Annotated in this window: 19 protein-coding genes and 1 other annotated feature; of the genes, 4 read left to right on the top strand and 15 right to left on the bottom strand. The window is 44.0% G+C overall.

Going from position 1 to position 20,439, the window contains the following annotated elements:
• Positions 1-272 precede the first annotated feature (272 nt).
• Positions 273-455, bottom strand: a complete 183-nt coding sequence (locus AM500_RS07485) for a sporulation protein Cse60 (protein WP_043934057.1) — start codon at positions 453-455, stop codon at positions 273-275.
• A gap of 110 nt (positions 456-565) precedes the next feature.
• Between AM500_RS07485 and AM500_RS07480 the strand changes: the two genes are divergently transcribed.
• Positions 566-820 carry an alpha/beta-type small acid-soluble spore protein gene (locus AM500_RS07480; RefSeq protein ID WP_053598659.1) on the top strand — a complete coding sequence of 85 codons (255 nt, stop codon included), beginning with the start codon at positions 566-568 and terminating at the stop codon, positions 818-820.
• Positions 821-1,025: 205 nt separating this feature from the next.
• On the opposite strand, the gene AM500_RS07475 is transcribed toward AM500_RS07480, so the two are convergent.
• From AM500_RS07475 to AM500_RS07425, 11 genes are all read right to left on the bottom strand, one after another.
• Entirely contained in the window at positions 1,026-1,340 is a 315-nt protein-coding gene (locus AM500_RS07475) for a rhodanese-like domain-containing protein (protein WP_053598658.1), read from the bottom strand.
• 126 nt (positions 1,341-1,466) lie between these two features.
• The gene (leuS, locus tag AM500_RS07470) at positions 1,467-3,878 is read right to left on the bottom strand and encodes a leucine--tRNA ligase (RefSeq protein ID WP_053598657.1); all 2,412 of its coding nucleotides are present in this window, start codon (positions 3,876-3,878) and stop codon (positions 1,467-1,469) included.
• A gap of 156 nt (positions 3,879-4,034) precedes the next feature.
• Positions 4,035-4,255 (bottom strand) — a binding site (T-box leader).
• A 230-nt stretch (positions 4,256-4,485) separates the two neighbouring features.
• A complete protein-coding gene (locus tag AM500_RS07465) occupies positions 4,486-5,673 on the bottom strand; it encodes an MDR family MFS transporter (RefSeq protein WP_053598656.1) in 1,188 nt (395 codons plus the stop codon).
• Positions 5,674-6,339: 666 nt separating this feature from the next.
• Entirely contained in the window at positions 6,340-7,782 is a 1,443-nt protein-coding gene (locus tag AM500_RS07460; protein WP_053598655.1) for an ammonia-forming cytochrome c nitrite reductase subunit c552, read from the bottom strand.
• Between the two features lie 2 nt (positions 7,783-7,784).
• On the bottom strand, positions 7,785-8,300 hold the full coding sequence (locus AM500_RS07455) for a NapC/NirT family cytochrome c (RefSeq protein ID WP_043934051.1): 516 nt from the start codon (positions 8,298-8,300) through the stop codon (positions 7,785-7,787).
• Positions 8,301-8,406: 106 nt separating this feature from the next.
• Positions 8,407-8,724, bottom strand: coding sequence for a hypothetical protein (locus AM500_RS07450; RefSeq protein ID WP_053598654.1), 318 nt, complete (start codon positions 8,722-8,724; stop codon positions 8,407-8,409).
• 25 nt (positions 8,725-8,749) lie between these two features.
• Positions 8,750-9,241, bottom strand: coding sequence for a cytochrome c-type biogenesis protein CcmH (locus tag AM500_RS07445; RefSeq protein WP_053598653.1), 492 nt, complete (start codon positions 9,239-9,241; stop codon positions 8,750-8,752).
• On the bottom strand, positions 9,241-11,223 hold the full coding sequence (locus tag AM500_RS07440) for a heme lyase CcmF/NrfE family subunit (protein WP_053598652.1): 1,983 nt from the start codon (positions 11,221-11,223) through the stop codon (positions 9,241-9,243). The genes AM500_RS07445 and AM500_RS07440 overlap by 1 nt, the downstream gene beginning before the upstream one ends.
• A gap of 22 nt (positions 11,224-11,245) precedes the next feature.
• A complete protein-coding gene (locus tag AM500_RS07435) occupies positions 11,246-12,199 on the bottom strand; it encodes a hypothetical protein (protein ID WP_053598651.1) in 954 nt (317 codons plus the stop codon).
• A 363-nt stretch (positions 12,200-12,562) separates the two neighbouring features.
• Complete coding sequence (locus tag AM500_RS07430; RefSeq protein WP_053598650.1) at positions 12,563-12,730, bottom strand: hypothetical protein; 168 nt, start codon at positions 12,728-12,730, stop codon at positions 12,563-12,565.
• A gap of 13 nt (positions 12,731-12,743) precedes the next feature.
• Positions 12,744-13,007 (bottom strand): YtzC family protein, encoded by a 264-nt coding sequence (locus AM500_RS07425; RefSeq protein ID WP_053598649.1) that lies wholly within the window; start codon positions 13,005-13,007, stop codon positions 12,744-12,746.
• Between the two features lie 206 nt (positions 13,008-13,213).
• Between AM500_RS07425 and AM500_RS07420 the strand changes: the two genes are divergently transcribed.
• A complete protein-coding gene (locus AM500_RS07420) occupies positions 13,214-14,176 on the top strand; it encodes a tRNA modification radical SAM protein MnmL/YtqA (RefSeq protein WP_156319771.1) in 963 nt (320 codons plus the stop codon).
• 16 nt (positions 14,177-14,192) lie between these two features.
• Positions 14,193-14,777 (top strand): tRNA 5-(aminomethyl)-2-thiouridylate-methyltransferase MnmM, encoded by a 585-nt coding sequence (locus tag AM500_RS07415; RefSeq protein WP_053598647.1) that lies wholly within the window; start codon positions 14,193-14,195, stop codon positions 14,775-14,777.
• 350 nt (positions 14,778-15,127) lie between these two features.
• On the opposite strand, the gene AM500_RS07410 is transcribed toward AM500_RS07415, so the two are convergent.
• A complete protein-coding gene (locus tag AM500_RS07410; RefSeq protein ID WP_053598646.1) occupies positions 15,128-16,198 on the bottom strand; it encodes a tetraprenyl-beta-curcumene synthase family protein in 1,071 nt (356 codons plus the stop codon).
• Between the two features lie 438 nt (positions 16,199-16,636).
• Entirely contained in the window at positions 16,637-17,440 is an 804-nt protein-coding gene (locus AM500_RS07405; protein WP_053598645.1) for an alpha/beta hydrolase, read from the bottom strand.
• A gap of 383 nt (positions 17,441-17,823) precedes the next feature.
• Here AM500_RS07405 and AM500_RS07395 point away from each other — a divergent pair, with 383 nt between their 5' ends.
• Entirely contained in the window at positions 17,824-18,348 is a 525-nt protein-coding gene (locus tag AM500_RS07395; RefSeq protein WP_053598643.1) for a gamma carbonic anhydrase, read from the top strand.
• A gap of 50 nt (positions 18,349-18,398) precedes the next feature.
• On the opposite strand, the gene asnB is transcribed toward AM500_RS07395, so the two are convergent.
• The gene (gene asnB, locus AM500_RS07390) at positions 18,399-20,291 is read right to left on the bottom strand and encodes an asparagine synthase (glutamine-hydrolyzing) (RefSeq protein ID WP_053598642.1); all 1,893 of its coding nucleotides are present in this window, start codon (positions 20,289-20,291) and stop codon (positions 18,399-18,401) included.
• Between the last annotated feature and the right edge of the window lie 148 nt (positions 20,292-20,439).

Raw genomic sequence — 20,439 nt, 5'->3', positions numbered from 1 at the left:
ATTTCACCTATCCGGCTGTTCCAAAATGTACTTGAAAGCCAATTTCAAGGACATTTCACCTGTCAGACAGTTTCAATATGTACTTGAAAACCAATTTCAAGGACATTTTACCTGCCCGACAGTCTCAAAATGTACTCGAAAAAATTTCAAAAGATTTTTCCCTATTTTTTGTGTAGAAACCGTATGATTTTTTAGCATTTTGTCCGCTATCTTCTACCATTTCAATTGTGTCCTATTATTTTGATACTTCTCTGATTAATTTCTTACTTAATCTAGGCTCTATAGATAACCATAGCTGAAAAGCAATAAATTTGGTCATCGTCATCCTCATGCATAGCAGCCACATTGTATTTAATATCGTAGAGCTTTTTTTCATCAAGATTCCTTAGGAAAAGGTTCATCTCCTTTTCTAAATCTGCTTCATGCTCCTTATCGAAAAGCTTAACCTGAATCATCCTCTTCCCTCCTTTACTATTTTCATTTTTCCCAAAATTCAACCTTTTTATAAGTCATCTGGATAAGCTTGAATCGTTTGCAGCAAAATAAGCCCAAGGAGGCTGAAAACATGAGCAGGCGTCGAAATAAAATTTTGGTTCCTGAAGCAAGACAGGAGCTCGATCAATTAAAAGCAAAAGTGGTGGGTGCTGACAGGCCGGAGGATGCAAAGTATGAAGCGGCAAAAGAAGTCGGTGTTCATTTGGAACATGGCTACAATGGCCGTATTGCTGCTCAGGATGCGGGTAAAGTTGGCGGAAGGCTAGGCGGCAGCATGGTGAAGGAAATGGTACGGATGGCGATGGAGAATATGAAAAAGCAATAAATACGTACTCCAAGTGCTATTCGAAAACTATAATTCCAGGTAAAAAAAGAGTGCTCCTCAAGTTAGAAAGAGCACTCTTTATTCTGGATTTATTCTTTTAAAAGAACAAAAAATGTTTTATCGGTCGAATCGCAATATTTATCGGTCCATTCCAGTTTTTATCGGTCCAATCTACAATTTATCGGTCAAACCTCTTGCGGGACCTTTAAAAATTGGCCTCAACTTCGCCTTCCCAGCTAAGCATGCCGCCTTCCATATTAACCACTTTATACCCTTGGTCCTGCAAGTAATGGCAAACATTTAGGCTTCTGCGGCCGGAACGGCAAACGAAGATGTATTCCTTATCTTTATCGAGTTTATCCATGTTTTCGGGAATATCGCCCATCTTAATATGCTTTGCGCCAGGAATCATCCCGTAGGCAACTTCCTCGTCTTCCCTCACATCAATTACTTCAAGCTTTTCCCCAGCTTCAAGCTTTTTTTCCAATTCTTCTGGAGAGATTGTTTTAATTTCTTCCATTCAACCTACACCCCTTTTCGGAAAAACATCCCCCGGTTTTCCGGAGGATGCCTAAACTTTTTTTCCCATTACAGTTTCCCATAATCCAGCCTTCACAGCCATTATTATGCTTCTAAACCGTGAAAATTAATTCGCTACAATGTTAACAAGCTTGCCAGGTACTGCGATTACCTTGCGGATAGTTTTACCTTCAAGTTCGGAGCTGATTTCTTTCTTCGCCAGCTCTTCCATCGCTTCCCTGGTTGCATCAGCAGGAACCATAACCTTCTTTTTAACCTTGCCGTTGATTTGGACGACGATTTCAACTTCATTTTCAACAAGCTTGGATTCATCGAAGGTTGGCCATTGAGCGTACGAAATCGTATTAGTATGGCCAAGCTTTTCCCAAAGCTCTTCTGCAACGTGTGGAGCTACAGGAGAAAGAAGTTTTACGAACCCTTCCACAAACTCCTTCGGAAGCACGTCAGTCTTATAGGCCTCATTGATGAAGACCATCAGCTGGGAGATTCCAGTGTTAAAGCGCAGCCCTTCGTAGTCTTCGGTAACCTTTTTCACTGTCTGGTGATAAACCCGCTCAAGATTGTCAGCCGAAGCACCTTTCTGGATTTTCTTGCTTACAGAGCCATCAGTCTCAATAAACAGGCGCCAAATACGGTCCAGGAACCTGCGGGCACCATCGAGGCCATTTGTTGACCAAGCAACAGATGCATCAAGCGGTCCCATGAACATTTCATAAAGGCGCAATGTGTCTGCTCCATGAGTCTCAACAATATGGTCAGGGTTTACGACATTCCCTTTTGATTTACTCATCTTCTCATTGTTTTCACCAAGGATCATACCCTGGTTAAATAGCTTTTGGAATGGCTCTTTAGTCGGAACAACGCCGATATCATACAGGAACTTATGCCAGAAGCGGGCATATAGCAGGTGAAGCACCGCATGCTCCGCGCCGCCAATATAAATGTCAACCGGAAGCCATTCTTTTAACTTTTCAGGATCTGCAAGCTGCTTATCATTCTTCGGATCAATGTAGCGCAGGAAGTACCAGCAGCTTCCGCCCCATTGCGGCATCGTATTCGTTTCACGACGGCCCTTCTTGCCAGTTTCAGGATCGACGACATTCACCCAGTCTGTAATATTGGCAAGTGGTGATTCACCTGTGCCTGAAGGCTTAATATCAGTTGTTTTCGGTAAAACAAGCGGCAGCTGGTCTTCAGGAACAGCAGTGCTTGTGCCATCTTCCCAATGGATAATTGGAATCGGTTCACCCCAATAACGCTGACGGCTGAACAGCCAATCACGAAGGCGGTACGTTACCTTCTTCGTGCCAATACCCTTTTCCTCAAGCCATGCAATCATGTCACGGATGGCGTCAGGTTTGTTCAAGCCATTCAGGAAGCCGGAATTTACATGCTCGCCATCGCCTGTGTATGCTTCTTTATCAACATCTCCGCCGGCAACAACCTCAACAATCGGAAGGCCGAACTGTTTTGCAAACTCATAGTCACGCTCATCGTGCGCAGGTACCGCCATGATGGCTCCAGTACCGTAGCTTGCAAGGACATAATCCGCAATCCAGATAGGCATTTCTTCATCATTAACAGGGTTGATGGCGTATGCACCTGTGAAGACACCGGTCTTTTCTTTCGCAAGATCAGTCCGCTCAAGGTCGCTCTTTGCCTTTACCTTATCGATGTACGCCTGAACAGCCTCTTTTTGATCAGGAGTTGTAATTTCTTCAACTAACGCATGTTCAGGAGCAAGTACTGCATAAGTTGCACCGAAAAGCGTATCCGGACGGGTTGTGAAAACCTTAAATGTTCCATCATGCCCTTTAATATTGAAAGTAACCTCCGCACCCTCGGAACGGCCGATCCAATTGCGCTGCATATCCTTCAGGCTTTCAGGCCAATCCAGCTCTTCAAGGTCTTCAAGCAAACGATCTGCATATTCAGTAATACGAAGCACCCACTGCCTCATCGGGCGGCGCACAACAGGATGCCCTCCGCGTTCGCTCTTGCCGTCAATTACTTCCTCATTCGCAAGTACAGTTCCAAGTGCCGGACACCAGTTAACCGGAACTTCATCAACATAGGCAAGGCCCTTTTCATAAAGCTTCAAAAATATCCATTGCGTCCACTTATAATAGTCAGGATCGGTCGTGCTGAATTCACGATCCCAATCGTAGGAGAACCCAAGTGATTTGATTTGGCGGCGGAACGTATCAATATTTTTCTTTGTAAATTCCGCAGGATCGTTTCCTGTATCCAATGCGTATTGCTCTGCAGGAAGGCCGAAAGCGTCCCAGCCCATTGGATGAAGCACATTGTAGCCCTGCATCCGTTTCATTCGCGAAAGTATATCAGTAGCGGTATAGCCCTCAGGATGGCCCACGTGCAGTCCGGCTCCGGATGGGTACGGGAACATATCTAGTGCATAGAACTTCGGCTTGCCTTTTTCTTCGTTGGTTTTGAATGTTTTTTCTGTTTCCCAAATTGTTTGCCACTTTTTTTCTATTTCCCTATGGTTGAAGTTCATTTGGATTCCTCCCTAATTACTTATTTTTCTTCGGCTTCATGCCGATTTCCTTTTTGTTAAAAAGGATCTGCTTCCCACCGCACATCAAGCTGGAGTGCCAACTAGATGCTTCGGCGGCTTTTTCTTTTTAAAAACAAAAAATCCCCACATCCCTACAAAAGGGACGAGAGGATATATGTATCTTCCCGCGGTACCACCCACATTAGTGTGCAAACACTCGCTTCATTCATCCTTAACGCGGAAAACGGCAGACATTACTGTTACTTCACGCCTGCGGCTCAAAGGCGAGTTCATGAATGTCCCGGCCGGCTTTCACCAACCGCCAGCTCTCTACTAGGCGGGACGCTTTCACTACTGCTCCTTCTCACTGCCATGTTGTTTATATGGGATTGAGATAGTGTTATTTTATATAAAATCTCTGCTGGATGCAAGCAAACTGTCGAAAAATGGGCTCTAAGCCAGGATATTTGCAATATTTCATGAGAATCCGACCGTTTCTTTACTTCATCTGATTCATTTACAGTTATTACCGAATTTGTTTCAATTCATTCAAAAATAGAGAATTTCAAAAAAAATGCCCCGCCTAAGCCGGCAGGGCTGGATAGTATTAAGACACTTTTACTATTTGTTTTGATTCTTTAATTCCTCTGTCGTATATAAGTGTTGTGACAATTGAAACAGCGAAAAGCCCAATCAGGATGATGAATAGCATTGACATTCCATACAAGTCAACAAGAATTCCGCCGAGCAATGGACCAATCATTCTGCCGCCAGTCGCTGTGCTGTTAACAATTCCTTGGTAGAAGCCCTCTCGTCCTTTAGGTGCGAGGTCACTGGCAATTGCTGGCACTGCCGGCCAAATAAGCATTTCCCCGGCAGTCAGGATGATCATCCCGGCCATAAAGCCGGAAAAGCTGTTAGAGTATGCCGCTACAATGAAAGATACAGCAAAAATCACCATTCCAAGCACCATTTGAGCTTTAAGTGAACGATTGAACCATTTTAGGAAACGGTTTAAGAACGGCTGTCCAAGAACAATTAGCGCACCATTCACAGTCCATAAAAGGCTGTACTGGGTGAGAGACACATTAATTTCCTGGGTATAGGAAGCAATCGTTGTCTGCCACTGTACATAAGCGACCCAGCAAAGCAGGTATCCAATGCAAACAATCAATAACGCCTGAAGGATTTTGTTCCCTTTGAATCTCGGAGAATTTTCCTGTAGGACGGAAGACTGGGCTCCGCTTGCCACTTTGATTCCCTTGTAGCCAAAAACGGCAATGACGAAAAACACAACATACATGATTAGGTTTGCCAGGAATATTAGTTCAAAGGAAATACCTGCTACGATTCCCCCTAATGCAGAACCCACTGCTACACCAAGGTTTTGGGCAACGTAGATTGCATTAAAAGCCCTTCTGCCCCCGTCTGGCCAAACCGACCCGGACATCGCATACATTGCAGGAAAAATAATTCCGGAGCCAAATCCGGCAATCGTCAGGAAAATGACATATTGCGGCCAGTCATGCCAGAGCGTCAGCCCGGCCACTGCCATCAAAGATATGCCGATTCCAAGTAAAATAGATTTATAGCCCCCGATGCGGTCGAATAGGGTGCCTCCAACCAGATTGCCAGCGACACTTGCCGCTGAATTAAGCATCAGTACGAACCCGGCGGTCGACAGCGACTTACCGAGGTAATCATGAATATATATAGAATTTAACGGCCATAAAAACGAGGAGCCAATGACATTGACAACCATCCCGATAATTAAGAGCCATAACGAACGTGGCATAATGAATGAAACTCCTTTGCAGTTAATACTTTTTCTCGACACTTTGTTGGGTAAAAGGACCAGATACGTCGAGTAAACCTATCTTTCTAGACGCATCGACACATCACCGGACTAGTTACGTCAAGTAAACCTATTTTTCTAGACGAATCAATACTTTACGGGATCAGTTACGTCGAGTAAACCTATTTTTCTAGACGAACCAATACTTTATGGGATCAGTTACGTCGAGTAAACCTTTTTCTAGAAGGTTCGATGCCCCTAGGATAGAAAACGTGCAGCTCCAAATGATTAGGAAAAATAGTGAGATTACTTCCAAACTAGAGAACCCAATAAAAAAGCACCAAGAGTTATTCTATTCCTTTTGGTGATAGCATGCAATGGATTTTTCTGACCGGCCAGCAACAAAAAAAGCAAACCTTATAAATGTTTCATTGCTCTTGTTGTCACAATGGACTTCTATTACGGTCGGGTCAACAATGATACAGGCGATACTGTTTAATTAATAATCTTTATTGGTAACGTTTCAGTACCTTAAAGTCGGCAAAATGTTACCAACCAAGAGCCTCTATATAAAATTGACAAGATACAGATCATTGCCCAAATTACCTTTGCAAATCGAAAAGCACCGCTCCGCAATACGGAACAGTGCTTTCTGTATTAATTGCTTTACTTCTTAGGAGTTGCCGGAACCACAGGCTGCTGTGGAGGGAACTCTTCGTTGATTGCGTGGTCCTTCTTCTTCTTGTTGTCTTTTTCGCTTGTTACAGCTTTCTTGGCTTTTTCAATATCCTCTTTCAGCTTATCGATATTGACGCCTTTCTTAACAAGCTCTTCAGTTGCGATCATGATAGCCTTATTGGATTCTTCAAGTGAAATAGCAAGTGAATCCATCGAGCCCTGTGGATTGTGGAAACCGGCAGAGCTTTCGGCAGCAACGATATCCCAGAACCATTGACCTTTACGGATATGTTCTTGTGCAGCCTTAATTTTCTCAGCAGGCACCTTGGAAGTAATCATTTTGTTCACATAGTAGTGGGCAGACAGAGAAACATCTTCAGCAACATGAAGCTGCTCCATATGTGTATCCTGAATCTCGGTAACACGGCCTTTCAGCTTATCTAGGTCACGGTCGCCGTGGCATTGGCCGCAGGATGTGTCCATAGTTTTAAGTGGTGAAGTCCACCAGTGGGAAGAGATTTTACGTTTTCCGTCTACACGCTCGTATGGCATATGGCAGTCTGCACAGGATACGTTAGCTTTGCCGTGCGTACCTTCAACAAAAGTTTCAAAGTCAGGGTGCTGAGCCTTAATCATTGGTGTTCCGGAAATATTGTGTACCCAGTCTTTTTCAAAGCCGTTTTCTTTTGCAGTTGTTTCATAGTATTCATACATATCTTCAGGCTTGAAGCCATTGTCCCAAGGGAACGTTACTTCACTGTTGGAAGCTGCAAAATGATATTCAACGTGACACTGTGCACACACATAGCTTCTAAGCTCATTCTTTGTTGCCTTTGAAATATCAATTCCTTGTGCTTCCATACCTTTTACAAAGCTTGGTCGTGTAATGCGCAGGTCCATTGTTTGCGGGTCATGGCAGTCTGAGCAGCCGATTGGCGAATGGCCCATGGCTTCCCCTTTAGGGAAAATTTCAGTTTTAAAATTGCCGCCCCAGTAATCGTCGCCCATTTCCTCGATCATTTGTGGAACAGCAGTTGATTTACATGTGTAACAGGATCCAACTGACTTGTCAGTGATACGAGCTACATTTTTGACATCTTCGAGCGCATACACGTGGCCGCGATCTTCATTGTATTCAGTCGCAAAGCCATAACCATTGAATAAGATTGGAAGATATGGTTCTTTATCAGCGTCGTACTTGGAACGCTTTACAGAGCCGCTGTATTTTGTATCTTCCATTTTTTCATTCTTCATATAGCTATTATATTGAAGCGGAAACATATCCTTAAATGCTTCATTTGATATTTCATCCTTCGAGAGACCTGTCGTCTTGGCCTTTGCGCCAGCCGTTTGTTCCTGGGAACTGCAGCCGGACACGATTAGAATGACAGCCAGAAGCATCAGGTACGCTCCTAAGCGGAACTTACTCATTCTTAAAATCCTCCCTTATTTTCAAGCAGCTCACCTGATACTGGCGGCTCGTTGAATTTATCTTCTGATTTAAAGTTCTTCCCATGCGGTACTAGCCTGTGGCATGTTGTACAGCTTTCTTTTGCATCATGCTCGACATTGGTAAGTGTGCTTTCGTGGCATTTCACACAGTTCCCTTCAACCCACTCCTCTGTCTTGTCCGTGGCATGAAGAACCTGCGGAATCTTCTCAGTGCCAAGTGTGTTGTAATAAATATGCCCCATACCAGCCTTGCCTTTATTAAATAGCTTTCCTACCTCACTGTCGTGCGGCAAGTGGCAATCGTTACAGGCTAATTCAGAATGGGTTGAATCAACAAACGATCCATACGCAGAGTCCATTATATGGCAGCTCTGGCAGAAATCTGGCGAGTCCAGGTACTCCATTCCTTTTACAGAAACAGCAGACAGGACAATCCCCGCGAACAGCGCGACGAATATAAGTATCTTTTTGTCTATCGCCAATAATTTCTTAAACATTCTTTCACCTCCCCAGGTAAATGTTTAATCTATTAAAACACCTATGTGTTCTAACCAAGTTTGAGTATTGCTTTCTCAGGCAGAGCCTGTTTTAGTGATGCCGCCTTCAATTTTCCGGCTGGCGTTTTTCGCTGCGTATCTCTTTCAGCGCTTCGAGGATGTCTTCATCCGCTTTGTTTTTCTGTTCGATCGCTTCAGCCGCAATTCGATAATAAGAATCTTTAAGGCTTCCAAAGTCTTCTGCGGAAATCTTGTTCATTAACGCATCCATTTCCAATTCGTTTACAGCTTCATATACGGATTCAAGGTCGAAACTCTCCTTGCTGAAAAGAGGAGCGGCCTTTTTTTCTGTGAAAAAGGGACTAAGAATCAGGTAGAGGCAGACGGCAATCATTAATGCACTTGAAAGTATAATGAACAGCATCTACACCAATCCTCCCTCACTGTTGTTAAAAGTGCCTTTTCCGCTCATTGTCCAGTGTTTTTTCCAAGCTCGAAAATTCCCTGCTGGTGTGAGGCGACATTTCCTCACCTGTGGATGGCTTTACAGATTTAGCTGTGGTCACCCTTCTGATGGCAATCGATACGGCCGCACCTCCCGCAAGTACTCCGGCACCCGGGATTAGCCAGGCAAGCAGTCCGCTTCCTTGCCTTTCAGGAATCTTAAGCGCCTGAGGGCCAAGCTCATCTGTGTAATGCTTGATAACCTCATCCGGTTTCATGCCTTCGTTAAGCATGTCAAGCACTTCACTGTTGTACACTTTCCTTACCTTGCAGGTAGTGAGTTCGTGCTCTGAATGGCCATCCATATGGAGCTCGCCCACCACTTCCCTGAATTCAGGGGAATTGGCAGTATAAGCAGCCAGAGCAGCCGAGGGTAAAAGAACCAGCAACAGTGCAGCAAGAATTGATGCATTTTTTACTAGTCCATTCCTGCCCATCAGGATGCCCGCCTTTCTGTGATAAACTGAACAATTGATTGGCCTGCCATCCGCCTGCCGCCAAACAATGCTATTATAATCCCGGCAAGCATGATGTAACCGCCTGCCCAAATCCAGCTAATAAATGGATTCACCCGGGCCAGGATTGTGATTTTATTCTTGGTTTCCCATGAACTGAGAACGACATACAAGTCCTCATTCCAATGTGACTGTACAGCTACTTCAGTGGAAGGCTCTGCCCAGTTATCGTAGTAAATTTTTTCTGGATAAACCGAATCAAGCTCTCTTCCATCGCGGATAACTGCGATTTCAGCGTACAAAATATCACGGTCGCTTTTTTCGATTTCCTGGAAGCTTTTGAAGGTGAGTTCGTATCCGCCAATTTTGATGCTTTCTCCTCGATTCACTGTTTTAATGACTTCCAGAGGATAGGCCTGTGAGCTAATCACCCCGACAGCCAGCACACCAATGCCAATATGGACGATATAGCCTCCGTACCTGCGGCTGTTTTTCTTAAAAAGCTTTAATGCAGCAAGGACAAAATTCTCAGAAGTTGCCTTCCGTCGGGCTTTTATACCATTGGCTATTTCCGCGACATGAGTTGAAAGCATGAACATGCAGGCTGATATACCGATAATGGCAAAAGCACCTTCAACACCGTTAATAATCAGCAGTACTGCAAATACTGTTGCGGCAGCCAGCGGCCAGCGAATCTGCCTAAGAAAGCGTGCAGGGCTTGCTTTTTGCCAGGGAATGACCGGGCAGGCCGCCATCAGCAGGATGAGCCCAAGCAGGATTGGTGCCATTACCTTGTTGAAATATGGTGCACCTGTATTAATCTTTGTTCCAATGAACGTTTCTGATAAGAGCGGAAAAATTGTTCCCCAGAAAACCGCGAAGGCGGCAGCCAGCAGGATATAGTTGTTAAGCAGGAAACTGCTTTCCTTCGAAAAAATGGCTGTTACGGGAACACTCTTTGCCTGGATGAGCCCATACCTCGAAACAACCAGGTAGGCTGCAAATAGAACCATGAAGGATAGGAATATAAAGAAATAAGTTCCAAGGCTGCTATCCGCAAATGCGTGTACACTCGTCAGGATGCCGCTCCGTACAAGGAACGTTCCAAATAAAGTCAGACCATATGAGACGATGACAAGAATCAAGTTCCATTTCCTCAGCATATTTTTGCGTTCCTGAATCATCACTGAATGAAGCAATGCTGAAACAGTCAGCCACGGCATGAAAGAAGCGTTTTCAACCGGGTCCCATGCCCAATACCCGCCCCAGCCAAGCTCAACATATGCCCACCAGGCTCCAATCAGGTTGCCGGCTGTCAGGAACAGCCAGGCAGTCAGTGTCCATCTCCGGGTCAGCCTAAGCCAGGACGAGTCCATGTTCTTCAACATGAGGGATGCCATTGCATAGGCAAAGGGAACTGCGAGCCCAACATAGCCAAGATAAAGTGTGATCGGATGAAGAACCATTCCCGGATTTTGAAGCATTGGATTTAGTCCGTTGCCATCCTCAGGCACTGTTTCCGATATCTCAAACGGATTTGCCAGAACCAGCATAACAATGAAGAAAAACAACAAGTTCATTGCGAGAACCGCGAGTGCGTAAGGTTTGTATGGATTGTTTCTGCCTGTTGATAATGCGACAACAGCTGTATAGATAGCCAGCAGCGCCGTCCAAAGAAGAAGCGATCCGGCGTTGCCAGCCCAAAAGGCAGTCATTTTATAAATAAGCGGCAGTGAATCATTTGTATAGGAAGCCACATACGTGAATTCATAATGGCCTGTAGCCAGGAAGTAAATCAGGAAAGCAGATGCTGCCAGGACCGAAACAAGAATACCGAGCACACCGCCCTTTGCACTATCCAGCCATTGGGTGCTCCGCTTCCTGATTCCAAAAACTGTCGCGGTAAGGGTATAGGCGGAAAGCATGATACCAAGCACTAACGATAAATTTCCGACTACATACATGCTGCCGCCCTCCCCGCTGCCTCTAACTCTTTAATTTCTTTTGCAATTCGTTGTATTCATCTTCAGTAATCGAGCCATCAATCAGCATTTTGCGAAGCTGAGCTTTCTTAAACCCGGATACATCGGCTTCAATCACAGCTTCAGGCAGAGCTTTCTGGCGCCTTTTAAAAAATAGAAGCAACAATCCTGCAGCAAGGATACTCGCTGCGGAAATACCTGCGATTGTAAGGCCAAGCGGAACTTTATCCGTCTTGATGGCTTTCGCCGGGGATTGTTTACCGACTTTCGATTCCATCAGTTCATTTGTTGTTTTCGTTTCATTGCGGTCGTAGGCAAGTTTGACATTGAACTCCTGGCCTGGCTTCATCGATTTAACTTGGTAGATATGCTTAGTCAACCCGTATGTGTCACCATGCGGCGTTTCAGTTGGAACAGGGTCAAGCTTTACCTTTGAAGATTCCATTGGTTCCACGACAGCCAAATTGAACATTGTAATATCTGTAAAGCTTGTGAAGGTATAGTTAAGAGATTTTGACTCTTTGTCTTTTTTTATAGCATCTGTATAAAATTCAATAATGAATTTATATTGTTCGTTTGGTTCAATCTCCCTGCTCGTTTCCCAGGCTATCGTCCCTTTTTCTTTATCCAGCTCATATTCAATTTCGAACATTTGAGACAGGTCACTGGCATAATCCGCTACAAAGCCAATCCGGAAATTCTTTTCTTCTACTGGCAGCGGAATCTCAATTTTCCCCTTTTGAGCCTTATCCGATGAATTAATCAGGCTGCCCTGGTAACCAATCAACAAAGGGGGCTGAGCCGTTTCCTTATCCTCAGGATGTTTTGCAAACTCAGGGAGAACTTGGACTGTCAGTTCTTCAAGCTTAAGAACATTTTCATTCTTTTCTTCTGCAAAAGCCGCTCCCGGCAACATTAAAATAAAACAGATGAGTATGCTTGCTAATTTCTTGCCCATCTTGCCACTTCCTTTCCATGGGCTTGCTTTACGCTAATATTTTTTTTGCCTACGCATGTAAGAAAACATTCAAGTTGATATCTTATTTAAACCATGGATAAGAATGCCATTCTGTGACCTAAATCACAAAATTTTTCCGAGTTCTTACCGAATTGTGAACGCCTCTCTAATGGTTTCAACCGATAATTCCGTAATTTCCGCAGAAATAGGATATTTTTATTTTTGTGAAAGCTGTGAAGAAAATATGAAGAATTTATGAACTTCCTTCACAAGCTTTTTAAAATATAGGCTAATTAAACTAATACAGCCAAAATATAAAAAGGCAGGAACCAATTTTAGGTTCCTGCCTTTACTAAAACACGGTTAATTTTCAACATGCATTTTTGATTTAACCGGCTGTCCGCCTTTCTTTTCATACGCTTCCTTTGCCCTGTCAATCAGGTTAAGATCAGTGCCTACCTCTACGTCCTGGCTATTATAGCCATTACGCGTTTTTTGCTCAGGGTTATTTTGTTTCGAACGTTTTTTCATTCAGTTAGCCTCCCTAGTAGCGCTGCAGAATTAGATCGTTCTGGACTTGCTGAAGCTGAAGCCTCATCCTGTTCAGCCTTTCGCGCTGCTGCGAGTTCGCACTCATGGCAAGGACAGCCATCTCATTATAAGCATCCTCGAGTGTCTGCAACGCTTGGGTATAACCCTCTGCGTTATAATGCTCCTGCCTTGCAGTATGGTTATACTGATCCTGCGCAAACTCAATCGCTTCCTGGCATCTATGGATGTAGTCTTCAATTGATTGGCGGGTTGCCATTGGATTCCCCCCTACTGATTTATCAGTCCTTACCTTGGACCGGAACCTGCGTAAAGCAGTTTCCTTCTTATTTTGTTCACTACAGCGTTAACTATCACTCGATATTATTGGGAAGAAATGAAATGGCTCAACGTACACTTTCATGGTAAAATTCATTTTATGTCATAATCTCTGGCAAAACTAATGAATAAATGGGGTGTCCCCAATTGAAACATTTAAACCCTTTCCCATATGCACTAGACCATAAAAGGTACCATTCCTGGAATTATCACTTGCGCAGCCAGTTCGGCCATAAAGTATTCAAGATTGCCCTGGATGGCGGCTTCGATTGCCCGAACCGTGACGGCACGGTTGCCCATGGCGGCTGTACATTTTGCAGTGCAGCAGGTTCCGGGGATTTTGCAGGAAGGCGCACCGATGAGCTTGAGGTTCAATTCAATGAAATAAAGGCAAAGATGCATTCAAAATGGAAAGATGGCAAATACATGGCCTATTTTCAGGCATTTACAAATACGCATGCTCCAGTTTCCGAGCTCCGGGAAAAGTTTGAAACTGTGCTTAATAAAGAGGGCGTAGTTGGGCTTTCAATTGCAACCCGGCCGGATTGCCTGCCTGATGACGTTGTCGAGTATCTTGCCGAGTTAAATGAACGGACCTACCTCTGGGTTGAACTTGGCCTGCAGACTATACATGAGAAGACTGCTCAAATTGTGAACAGGGCTCATGACTTTGACTGTTATGTAAAAGGTGTAGAAAAACTTAGAAAACATGGAATCCGAATCTGTACCCATATTATTAACGGCCTGCCACTTGAAACAACCGATATGATGATGGAAACGGCTCTAGAGGTTGCAAAACTAGATGTACAAGGAATAAAAATCCATCTTCTTCACCTTCTCAAAGGAACACCTATGGTGAAACAATATGAAAAAGGCATGCTTGAGTTTTTGTCCTTTGACGAGTACATCAACCTTGTCTGTGATCAGCTTGAGGTACTGCCGCCTGAAATGATTATCCATCGGATAACCGGTGACGGACCAATAAATCTCATGATCGGTCCAATGTGGAGTGTAAATAAGTGGGAAGTCTTAAACGCAATCGACGCTGAACTGCTGCGCCGTAACAGTTGGCAGGGAAAGTTTTACAAAAAGGTGGAAGTTTCGATATGAAAAAAGGATGTTCACTATGAAGCTTGATGGAATACTCCCTTTCGCAAGAGGCCTATTACAAAAAGCCGTTGAGGAAGGCGGCAGCGCGGTCGATGCAACGATGGGAAACGGACATGATACCCTGTTCCTGGCCAATCTTGTTGGAGAAACCGGTACTGTTTTCTCTTTCGATATTCAGCCTGAAGCAATTAGCTCTACCTCTGCCCGGCTTGAACAAAGCGGGATAGCTGATAGGGTAAAGCTGTTCCAAACAGGCCATGAGCATGTATCTTCGTGTATTCCTGCGAGTTTTCATGGCGAGATACACGCGGCCATTTTTAATCTTGGTTACCTTCCGGGCAGCGACAAAAGTATAATAACCAAACCAGGGACAACTATTTCGGCTGTTGATCAGCTATTTGCAATGCTTAAACCCGGAGGAATTATCGTTCTTGTCGTCTATCATGGACATGATGGGGGCGAGGAAGAACGTGACGGTTTACTTAAATTTGCTGGTGGGCTCGACCAAAAACAGGCCCATGTCCTGCAATACTGTTTCATCAATCAGAAAAACAATCCTCCCTTTATTGTAGCCATTGAAAAGAGAAAAGGCATTCGCTGATGCGAATGCCTTTTCGTGTTAATTTAACTTGGTTTGACACCGAACTGGAAAAATTGCCTGGCAACGGCCCAGAGCAAGCTTATGGGTTACATTTCGACTGGCTTCGGAGCTTGAAATGTTTCCAATACGGCTTATTGGTTACATTTTAGCCTATAGAAAAGCTTCAAATGTTACCAATCAGGCTTGTTGGTTACATTTTAGCCCATCGAAAAGCTTCAAATGTTACCAATCAGGCGTTGATTATATTTTGGCTGTCGTAGAGCTAGAAATGTTACCAATCCAATTTTTCATTTCGTCTTATACAGAGGTTGAAATGGAACGTTTCCTGTATTACAGGCCGCACAGCAACTTTAGTTTAGACGAGCCTTTTGAAAAAACCTGTATGCCAGTCCGTTCATATAAAAGAATTTACTTACTGGGCCGCCCGCTTTTATAATTTTTTTAGCAAGCTTCCTGACACTCTCTTGGCTTTGCACCTTACTGTCTGACAAATATAATCCCAAAAGCCCTCGATTGATCATCATATGGAAATGCTGATGTGGAAGCCCTTCTGTATGGCGATCAGCTTCTTCCATAAAGTGGAGCAATCGATTAAACAGGACTTCCTGATTTCGATAATAAAAACAAAAATTCAAGTCTCCGCCAAGCCTGTCCTCATCTTGATCAATAAAATAATCCAATAGAATATGGAGCCCTTGGATATAGGGAAAATAACCATTAACTACTTTCTTGGCATTCTCCTCCCCCATTGGACTTCCTATCGCATAGGAAACGAGGCAAAAAACACCCAGCGTCGAGCCGGAACAAGCAGAAAATTCATACCAATCCATCTCAGGCATTCTTTTTTTATGGCGGCTAAACCATTCCTTCAGCCGTCCTTCCCTTTCATCGGGGTGGACGTGTTTGTGGACCTGAAGTTCACAGTAATAGCCACAAAGATCGAGAAGATGATCCTGGATAATAGGATAACTGCTTACAGATTGAAGGACTTGTTTACACGTGCCAACGAGATCGGCTAAATAACCACCATCATCCTTGTCTTTCCTTTTGCTATAATAATCACCAAGGCTTGGCCCAGGCAAGAGGGCATCAAACATAGCATCGTGGAGGGCGGCAAAATCATCGGGGTCAAGTGAGGTACTGCGATCACAAAGGTTATCCAGGTAATCACTGATGGTTTGGTAGGCCACAATAAATTTAATTGCCTTTCTATACTCGTTTTTTGCTATTAAAGCAATGATGGAACCGCCCTCGCAATGAAACGTTTTGGTGTTGATGCTTGCAATTGCCTGATTACGGAGCTCATGATTCGGAATTGCTTCTGCCCGCTGTTTCCAATAACCCAATTCTTCCTTAACAGCAGGGAATATCTTTCTATAACTTAGAGCCATCAGGCTGACTGGTTTTGCTGGAATAATCAATTCTAAATCACCTACTTGTATTTGCACATTTTTTTAAAAAAGTAAGCTGGATTCTAGTGTTTCCTTTAATCTACTAATAAAGACGGAAATTAGCCAAAAACCAATGGCTATCCTTCCTTTATTGGGTTTATGAAGAGGGGAACAGACCTTTAAATAAGGGCTTACCATCCTTCATCGAGCTTATGAAGACGGGAACAGTCCTTTAAATAGGGCCTTACCATCCTTCATCGAGCTTATGAAGACGGGAACAGTCCTTAAAATCAAGGCTTACCATCCTTCATCGAGCTTATGAAGACGGAAACAGTCCTTAAAATCAAGGCTTACCATCCTTCATCAAGCCTATGAAGACGGCAACAGTCATTTAAATCGTGCCAGCCATCCTTCATCGAAAATAATAAAGGAAGGAGACCTTAAAAAAACGGAGCTCCATCCTACCTTTTAAAGAACATAACCGATTGCGCGCAATTGGCTATGAACAAAATCAATTGAGTATTGAAACACTTGCTCACGCTCTGGCTCGTTGAAAATTTCATGGTACAAACCCGGCCACTCTTTATAACGTTTTTCAGACAGCGGAGCATGATTGAACCAGGTGCTGACTGCCTTTTTATTTACGATCAGGTCATCCCCAGCCTGCATAACAAGAGTTGGCGTATCCTGAGTTTTATCAAGCTCTTCGAAGGCCGTTTTCATAGCGTCCTGCAGTTCACGGTACCAGCGGACAGATACCTTGGTAACGTACAAAGTATCATTTGAATCTGCTTCCTGGACATCTTTGTTCCGGGTAGCCATCTGGACAGTGAGTCCCGAATTCATGCGAAGGGATGGGAAAACTACATTCAAACCATAAGAAAGGCCATTAATAACCTTGGAAGGCTGGTGAATGAGCCCCAGGCAAGGCGAGGAAAGAATGACTCCTGCCAGAGTAAGTTGTTCTTCTTGCAAGAGCCGTATCGAAATTAATCCACCCATGCTATGCCCCAGCAAAAACACAGGCAGGCCATATGTATATGCTGCTTGAATCCAATCCTTTACTTCAACCAAATAATCATCGAAGGAATCGATATGGCCGCGGCTTGACCGTGTTGTCATTCCCTGTCCGGGAAGATCACCCATAATTACATGAAAACCGGATGTTCTCCACATTTCAATCAGCCAGCCATAGCGGCGGTGGTGCTCCATTGCCCCATGAACCATGACAATTACTGCCTTTGCTTCACCGTCTGCTTCCCATTTCCACATACAAAATTCCTCCTAAAGACCGAACTGTTCATTAAAGTACTATATCACACTTAAGTGCTTGGAATACCCAATATGCTTTGCATCTGCCTGCTGCTTCGTTACAATAATAGTATAAAAGAAGAACTAATTAGTTTAAGCTTTTTAATTTCCGCTCCAGGCGCTTCGCTTTCCGTGGGGCGGGCGGTGAGCCTCCTCGGCGCTTTTCGCCTGTGGGGTCTCACCTGTCCCGCTGCTCCCACAGGACGTTGAATAATCGTCCCTGAAAAGCACCACAGGAGAAATGCGTTTTTTGCATTTTCGAACGAGTCCTTCGCGCCTTCTGCTCCGATTAAGATAAGATTCATTGGTTCATCTTGTATAGCTTGTATTAAAGGAGTGTCAAAATGATTTACCCATATAAAGGGAAGTATCCACAAATACATAATACGGCATTCATCGCAGATTTTGTGACCATAAGTGGTGATGTTGAAATCGGCCCGGAATCAAGTGTATGGTACAACACCGTAATCCGTGGTGACATCGCTCCAACTATCATTGGTAAAAAAGTCAGTATACAGGACAACTCTGTCCTTCATCAGAGCCCGAATAACCCGCTTATCATTGAAGATGAGGTGACTGTGGGGCATCAATGCATTTTACACAGCTGTATTCTTCGCCAGAATTCCCTTGTTGGAATGGGCTCAATTGTCATGGATAAAGCTGAAATAGGCGAAGGTGCATTTATAGGTGCTGGAAGCCTTGTGCCGCCTGGCAAAAAAATCCCTCCCGGCACACTGGCCCTCGGCCGGCCGGCAAAGGTGATTAGGGAACTGAATGAGGATGATATCAGGGAGATGCAAAGAATTACAAAGGAATACGCAGAAAAGGCCCAGTATTACAAAGCCGTTTCTCAAGGAAACCAGGAATAGTCATTATAGAGAAGGAGGCTGGCCCGGCCGGGTCGCCTCCTTTTATGTTTTTAATTTTTCGCGGTTTGGAACTGGCCTGCTTGACCAAACGAATACTTCTCTTCAACAAAGACTTGATGCCAAACCATAAACATAAGAACAGTCCAGATTTTCCGGCTGTTGTCTGCTTTGCCCTGGCAATGGTCATCGAGCAGCTTCAATACATACTGTTTATTGAATAAATGATCTGTATTGCTTTCGCGGATGATATCCTTCGCCCAAGTATTCATTTCATCCTTGAGCCAGTGGCGGATCGGTACAGGGAAACCAAGCTTCTTCCTGTCTAGAACGTGCGCTGGCACAAAGCTTTCGGCTGCTTTCCGCAAAATGTATTTCGTCGTTCCATTAGCTGTTTTTAAGTCTGATGGAATTTGCGATGCAACCCGGAATACTTCTTTATCAAGAAACGGTACACGAAGCTCCAGGGAATGTGCCATTGTCACTCTGTCTGCTTTTAAAAGAATATCCCCGCGCATCCAGGTGTGAATATCAATATACTGCATACGGTCAACAGGGTTGTATCCGGTACTCTCCGCATAAAGCCGTTTTGTAATGTCAGTAAAATCAAGGCCATTTTTGTATACATTTAAAAGTTCGCGCTTTTCGTCCTCGGTGAACATTTTGGCATTTCCAATGTAGCGTTCCTCCATTGGAGTTACTCCCCGCTCGATAAAGCTCTTACCTTTTGTTCCTTCAGGCATGATACCTGCTATCCCTTTTAAAAGGACTTTGCCGACACGCGGGATTTTGTTGAAAACCTGCAAATCGCCTGGTTCACGGTAAATATTGTAGCCGCCGAACAATTCGTCCGCACCTTCCCCTGACAGGACAACAGTAACATGCTTCCTTGCTTCACGGGCAACAAAATAGAGCGGCACGCAAGCCGGATCAGCCAGCGGGTCATCCATATGCCACATAATTTTAGGAATCTCATTGATATATTCTTCAGGCGTAATCACATACGAGATATTCTCTACACCGAGCTTTTCCGCTGTTTCCTTCGCGACATCAATTTCACTAAAGCCGTTTCGTTCAAATCCTACCGAGAACGTCTTAATTGCAGGGTGGAACTCCTTGGCAATCGCAGCGATGATAGATGAGTCAATCCCGCCTGAAAGGAATGAGCCTACAGGAACATCGGAACGCATATGGATTTTGACTGAATCGAAGAGGATATCACGGATTTCCTTTGTAAATTCTTCCTCCGGCTTTGCGACCGGTGAAAAATGAGCCTTCCAGTAACGTTTGATTTCCATTGGCTTGCCTGCTTTTTTAATAAAATAGTGGCCTGGTTCAAGCTTATGGATACCTTCTGTCATCGTCTCTGGTTCAGGGACGAACTGATAGGTCAGATAATGCTGAAGCGAATCGTAGTTCATTTCCTTTTTATCCAGTGCAAGCAAAATACTTTTCTTTTCAGAAGCAAAGTAGGTCCTTCCACCTTCTTCATGATAAAAGAATGGCTTAATACCAAAGTGGTCACGTGCTCCGAACAATACCTTTTCTTGCTTATCCCAAATTACAAATGCAAACATGCCACGAAGTCTTTCAACAGCTTTTTCCTTCAGATGGCTGTATAAAGCAATGATGACTTCTGTATCAGAATGTGTAGCAAAATTTAATCCCTCTTTTAACAGCTCATCACGAAGCTCAACATAGTTGTAAACTTCTCCATTAAAAATAATCCAATATCGCTCATTTTCGTAAGTAAGCGGCTGAGCTCCGCATTCAATATCAATAATGCTTAGGCGTCTAAACCCAAACTGGATATGTTCATCAAAATAGTAACCATCATCATCAGGACCCCTGTGTGTGATGATATCATTCATGTTTTTAAATAGCTGTTTGTCTTCACCTGAATAACTTTGTGGCTGTTCATGGACACAACCTATAAAACCGCACATTATGTAGTTCACCTACTCCGATCATTGCATTTTATTTACGCATGGTTGATTTGCTATGCCATTTATTTTCGGCATGCCATATTATACTATCATTTTTCAGTAAAAAATGGCATAGATAGCTGCAGGAAAAATTAGCCACGGCTGCTTC

This window comes from Bacillus sp. FJAT-18017, from assembly GCF_001278805.1.
Classification (GTDB): domain Bacteria; phylum Bacillota; class Bacilli; order Bacillales; family Cytobacillaceae; genus Bacillus_D.
This window is presented reverse-complemented; position numbering and strand designations above follow the sequence as displayed.

Bases quoted from the DNA above. Each gene is read 5' to 3' on its own strand.
- AM500_RS07465 (WP_053598656.1), bottom strand. From the start codon at position 5,673: ATGCCACGTTCGTTATGGCTCTTAATTATCGGGATGGTTGTCAATGTC.
- AM500_RS07415 (WP_053598647.1), top strand. From the start codon at position 14,193: ATGAAGCTTGATGGAATACTCCCTTTCGCAAGAGGCCTATTACAAAAA.
- AM500_RS07395 (WP_053598643.1), top strand. From the start codon at position 17,824: ATGATTTACCCATATAAAGGGAAGTATCCACAAATACATAATACGGCA.
- AM500_RS07440 (WP_053598652.1), bottom strand. From the start codon at position 11,223: ATGTATGTAGTCGGAAATTTATCGTTAGTGCTTGGTATCATGCTTTCC.
- AM500_RS07405 (WP_053598645.1), bottom strand. From the start codon at position 17,440: ATGTGGAAATGGGAAGCAGACGGTGAAGCAAAGGCAGTAATTGTCATG.
- AM500_RS07460 (WP_053598655.1), bottom strand. From the start codon at position 7,782: ATGAGTAAGTTCCGCTTAGGAGCGTACCTGATGCTTCTGGCTGTCATT.
- AM500_RS07450 (WP_053598654.1), bottom strand. From the start codon at position 8,724: ATGCTGTTCATTATACTTTCAAGTGCATTAATGATTGCCGTCTGCCTC.
- AM500_RS07425 (WP_053598649.1), bottom strand. From the start codon at position 13,007: ATGGCAACCCGCCAATCAATTGAAGACTACATCCATAGATGCCAGGAA.
- AM500_RS07475 (WP_053598658.1), bottom strand. From the start codon at position 1,340: ATGGAAGAAATTAAAACAATCTCTCCAGAAGAATTGGAAAAAAAGCTT.
- AM500_RS07435 (WP_053598651.1), bottom strand. From the start codon at position 12,199: ATGGGCAAGAAATTAGCAAGCATACTCATCTGTTTTATTTTAATGTTG.
- leuS (WP_053598657.1), bottom strand. From the start codon at position 3,878: ATGAACTTCAACCATAGGGAAATAGAAAAAAAGTGGCAAACAATTTGG.
- AM500_RS07430 (WP_053598650.1), bottom strand. From the start codon at position 12,730: ATGAAAAAACGTTCGAAACAAAATAACCCTGAGCAAAAAACGCGTAAT.
- AM500_RS07455 (WP_043934051.1), bottom strand. From the start codon at position 8,300: ATGTTTAAGAAATTATTGGCGATAGACAAAAAGATACTTATATTCGTC.
- AM500_RS07480 (WP_053598659.1), top strand. From the start codon at position 566: ATGAGCAGGCGTCGAAATAAAATTTTGGTTCCTGAAGCAAGACAGGAG.
- AM500_RS07445 (WP_053598653.1), bottom strand. From the start codon at position 9,241: ATGGGCAGGAATGGACTAGTAAAAAATGCATCAATTCTTGCTGCACTG.
- asnB (WP_053598642.1), bottom strand. From the start codon at position 20,291: ATGTGCGGTTTTATAGGTTGTGTCCATGAACAGCCACAAAGTTATTCA.
- AM500_RS07485 (WP_043934057.1), bottom strand. From the start codon at position 455: ATGATTCAGGTTAAGCTTTTCGATAAGGAGCATGAAGCAGATTTAGAA.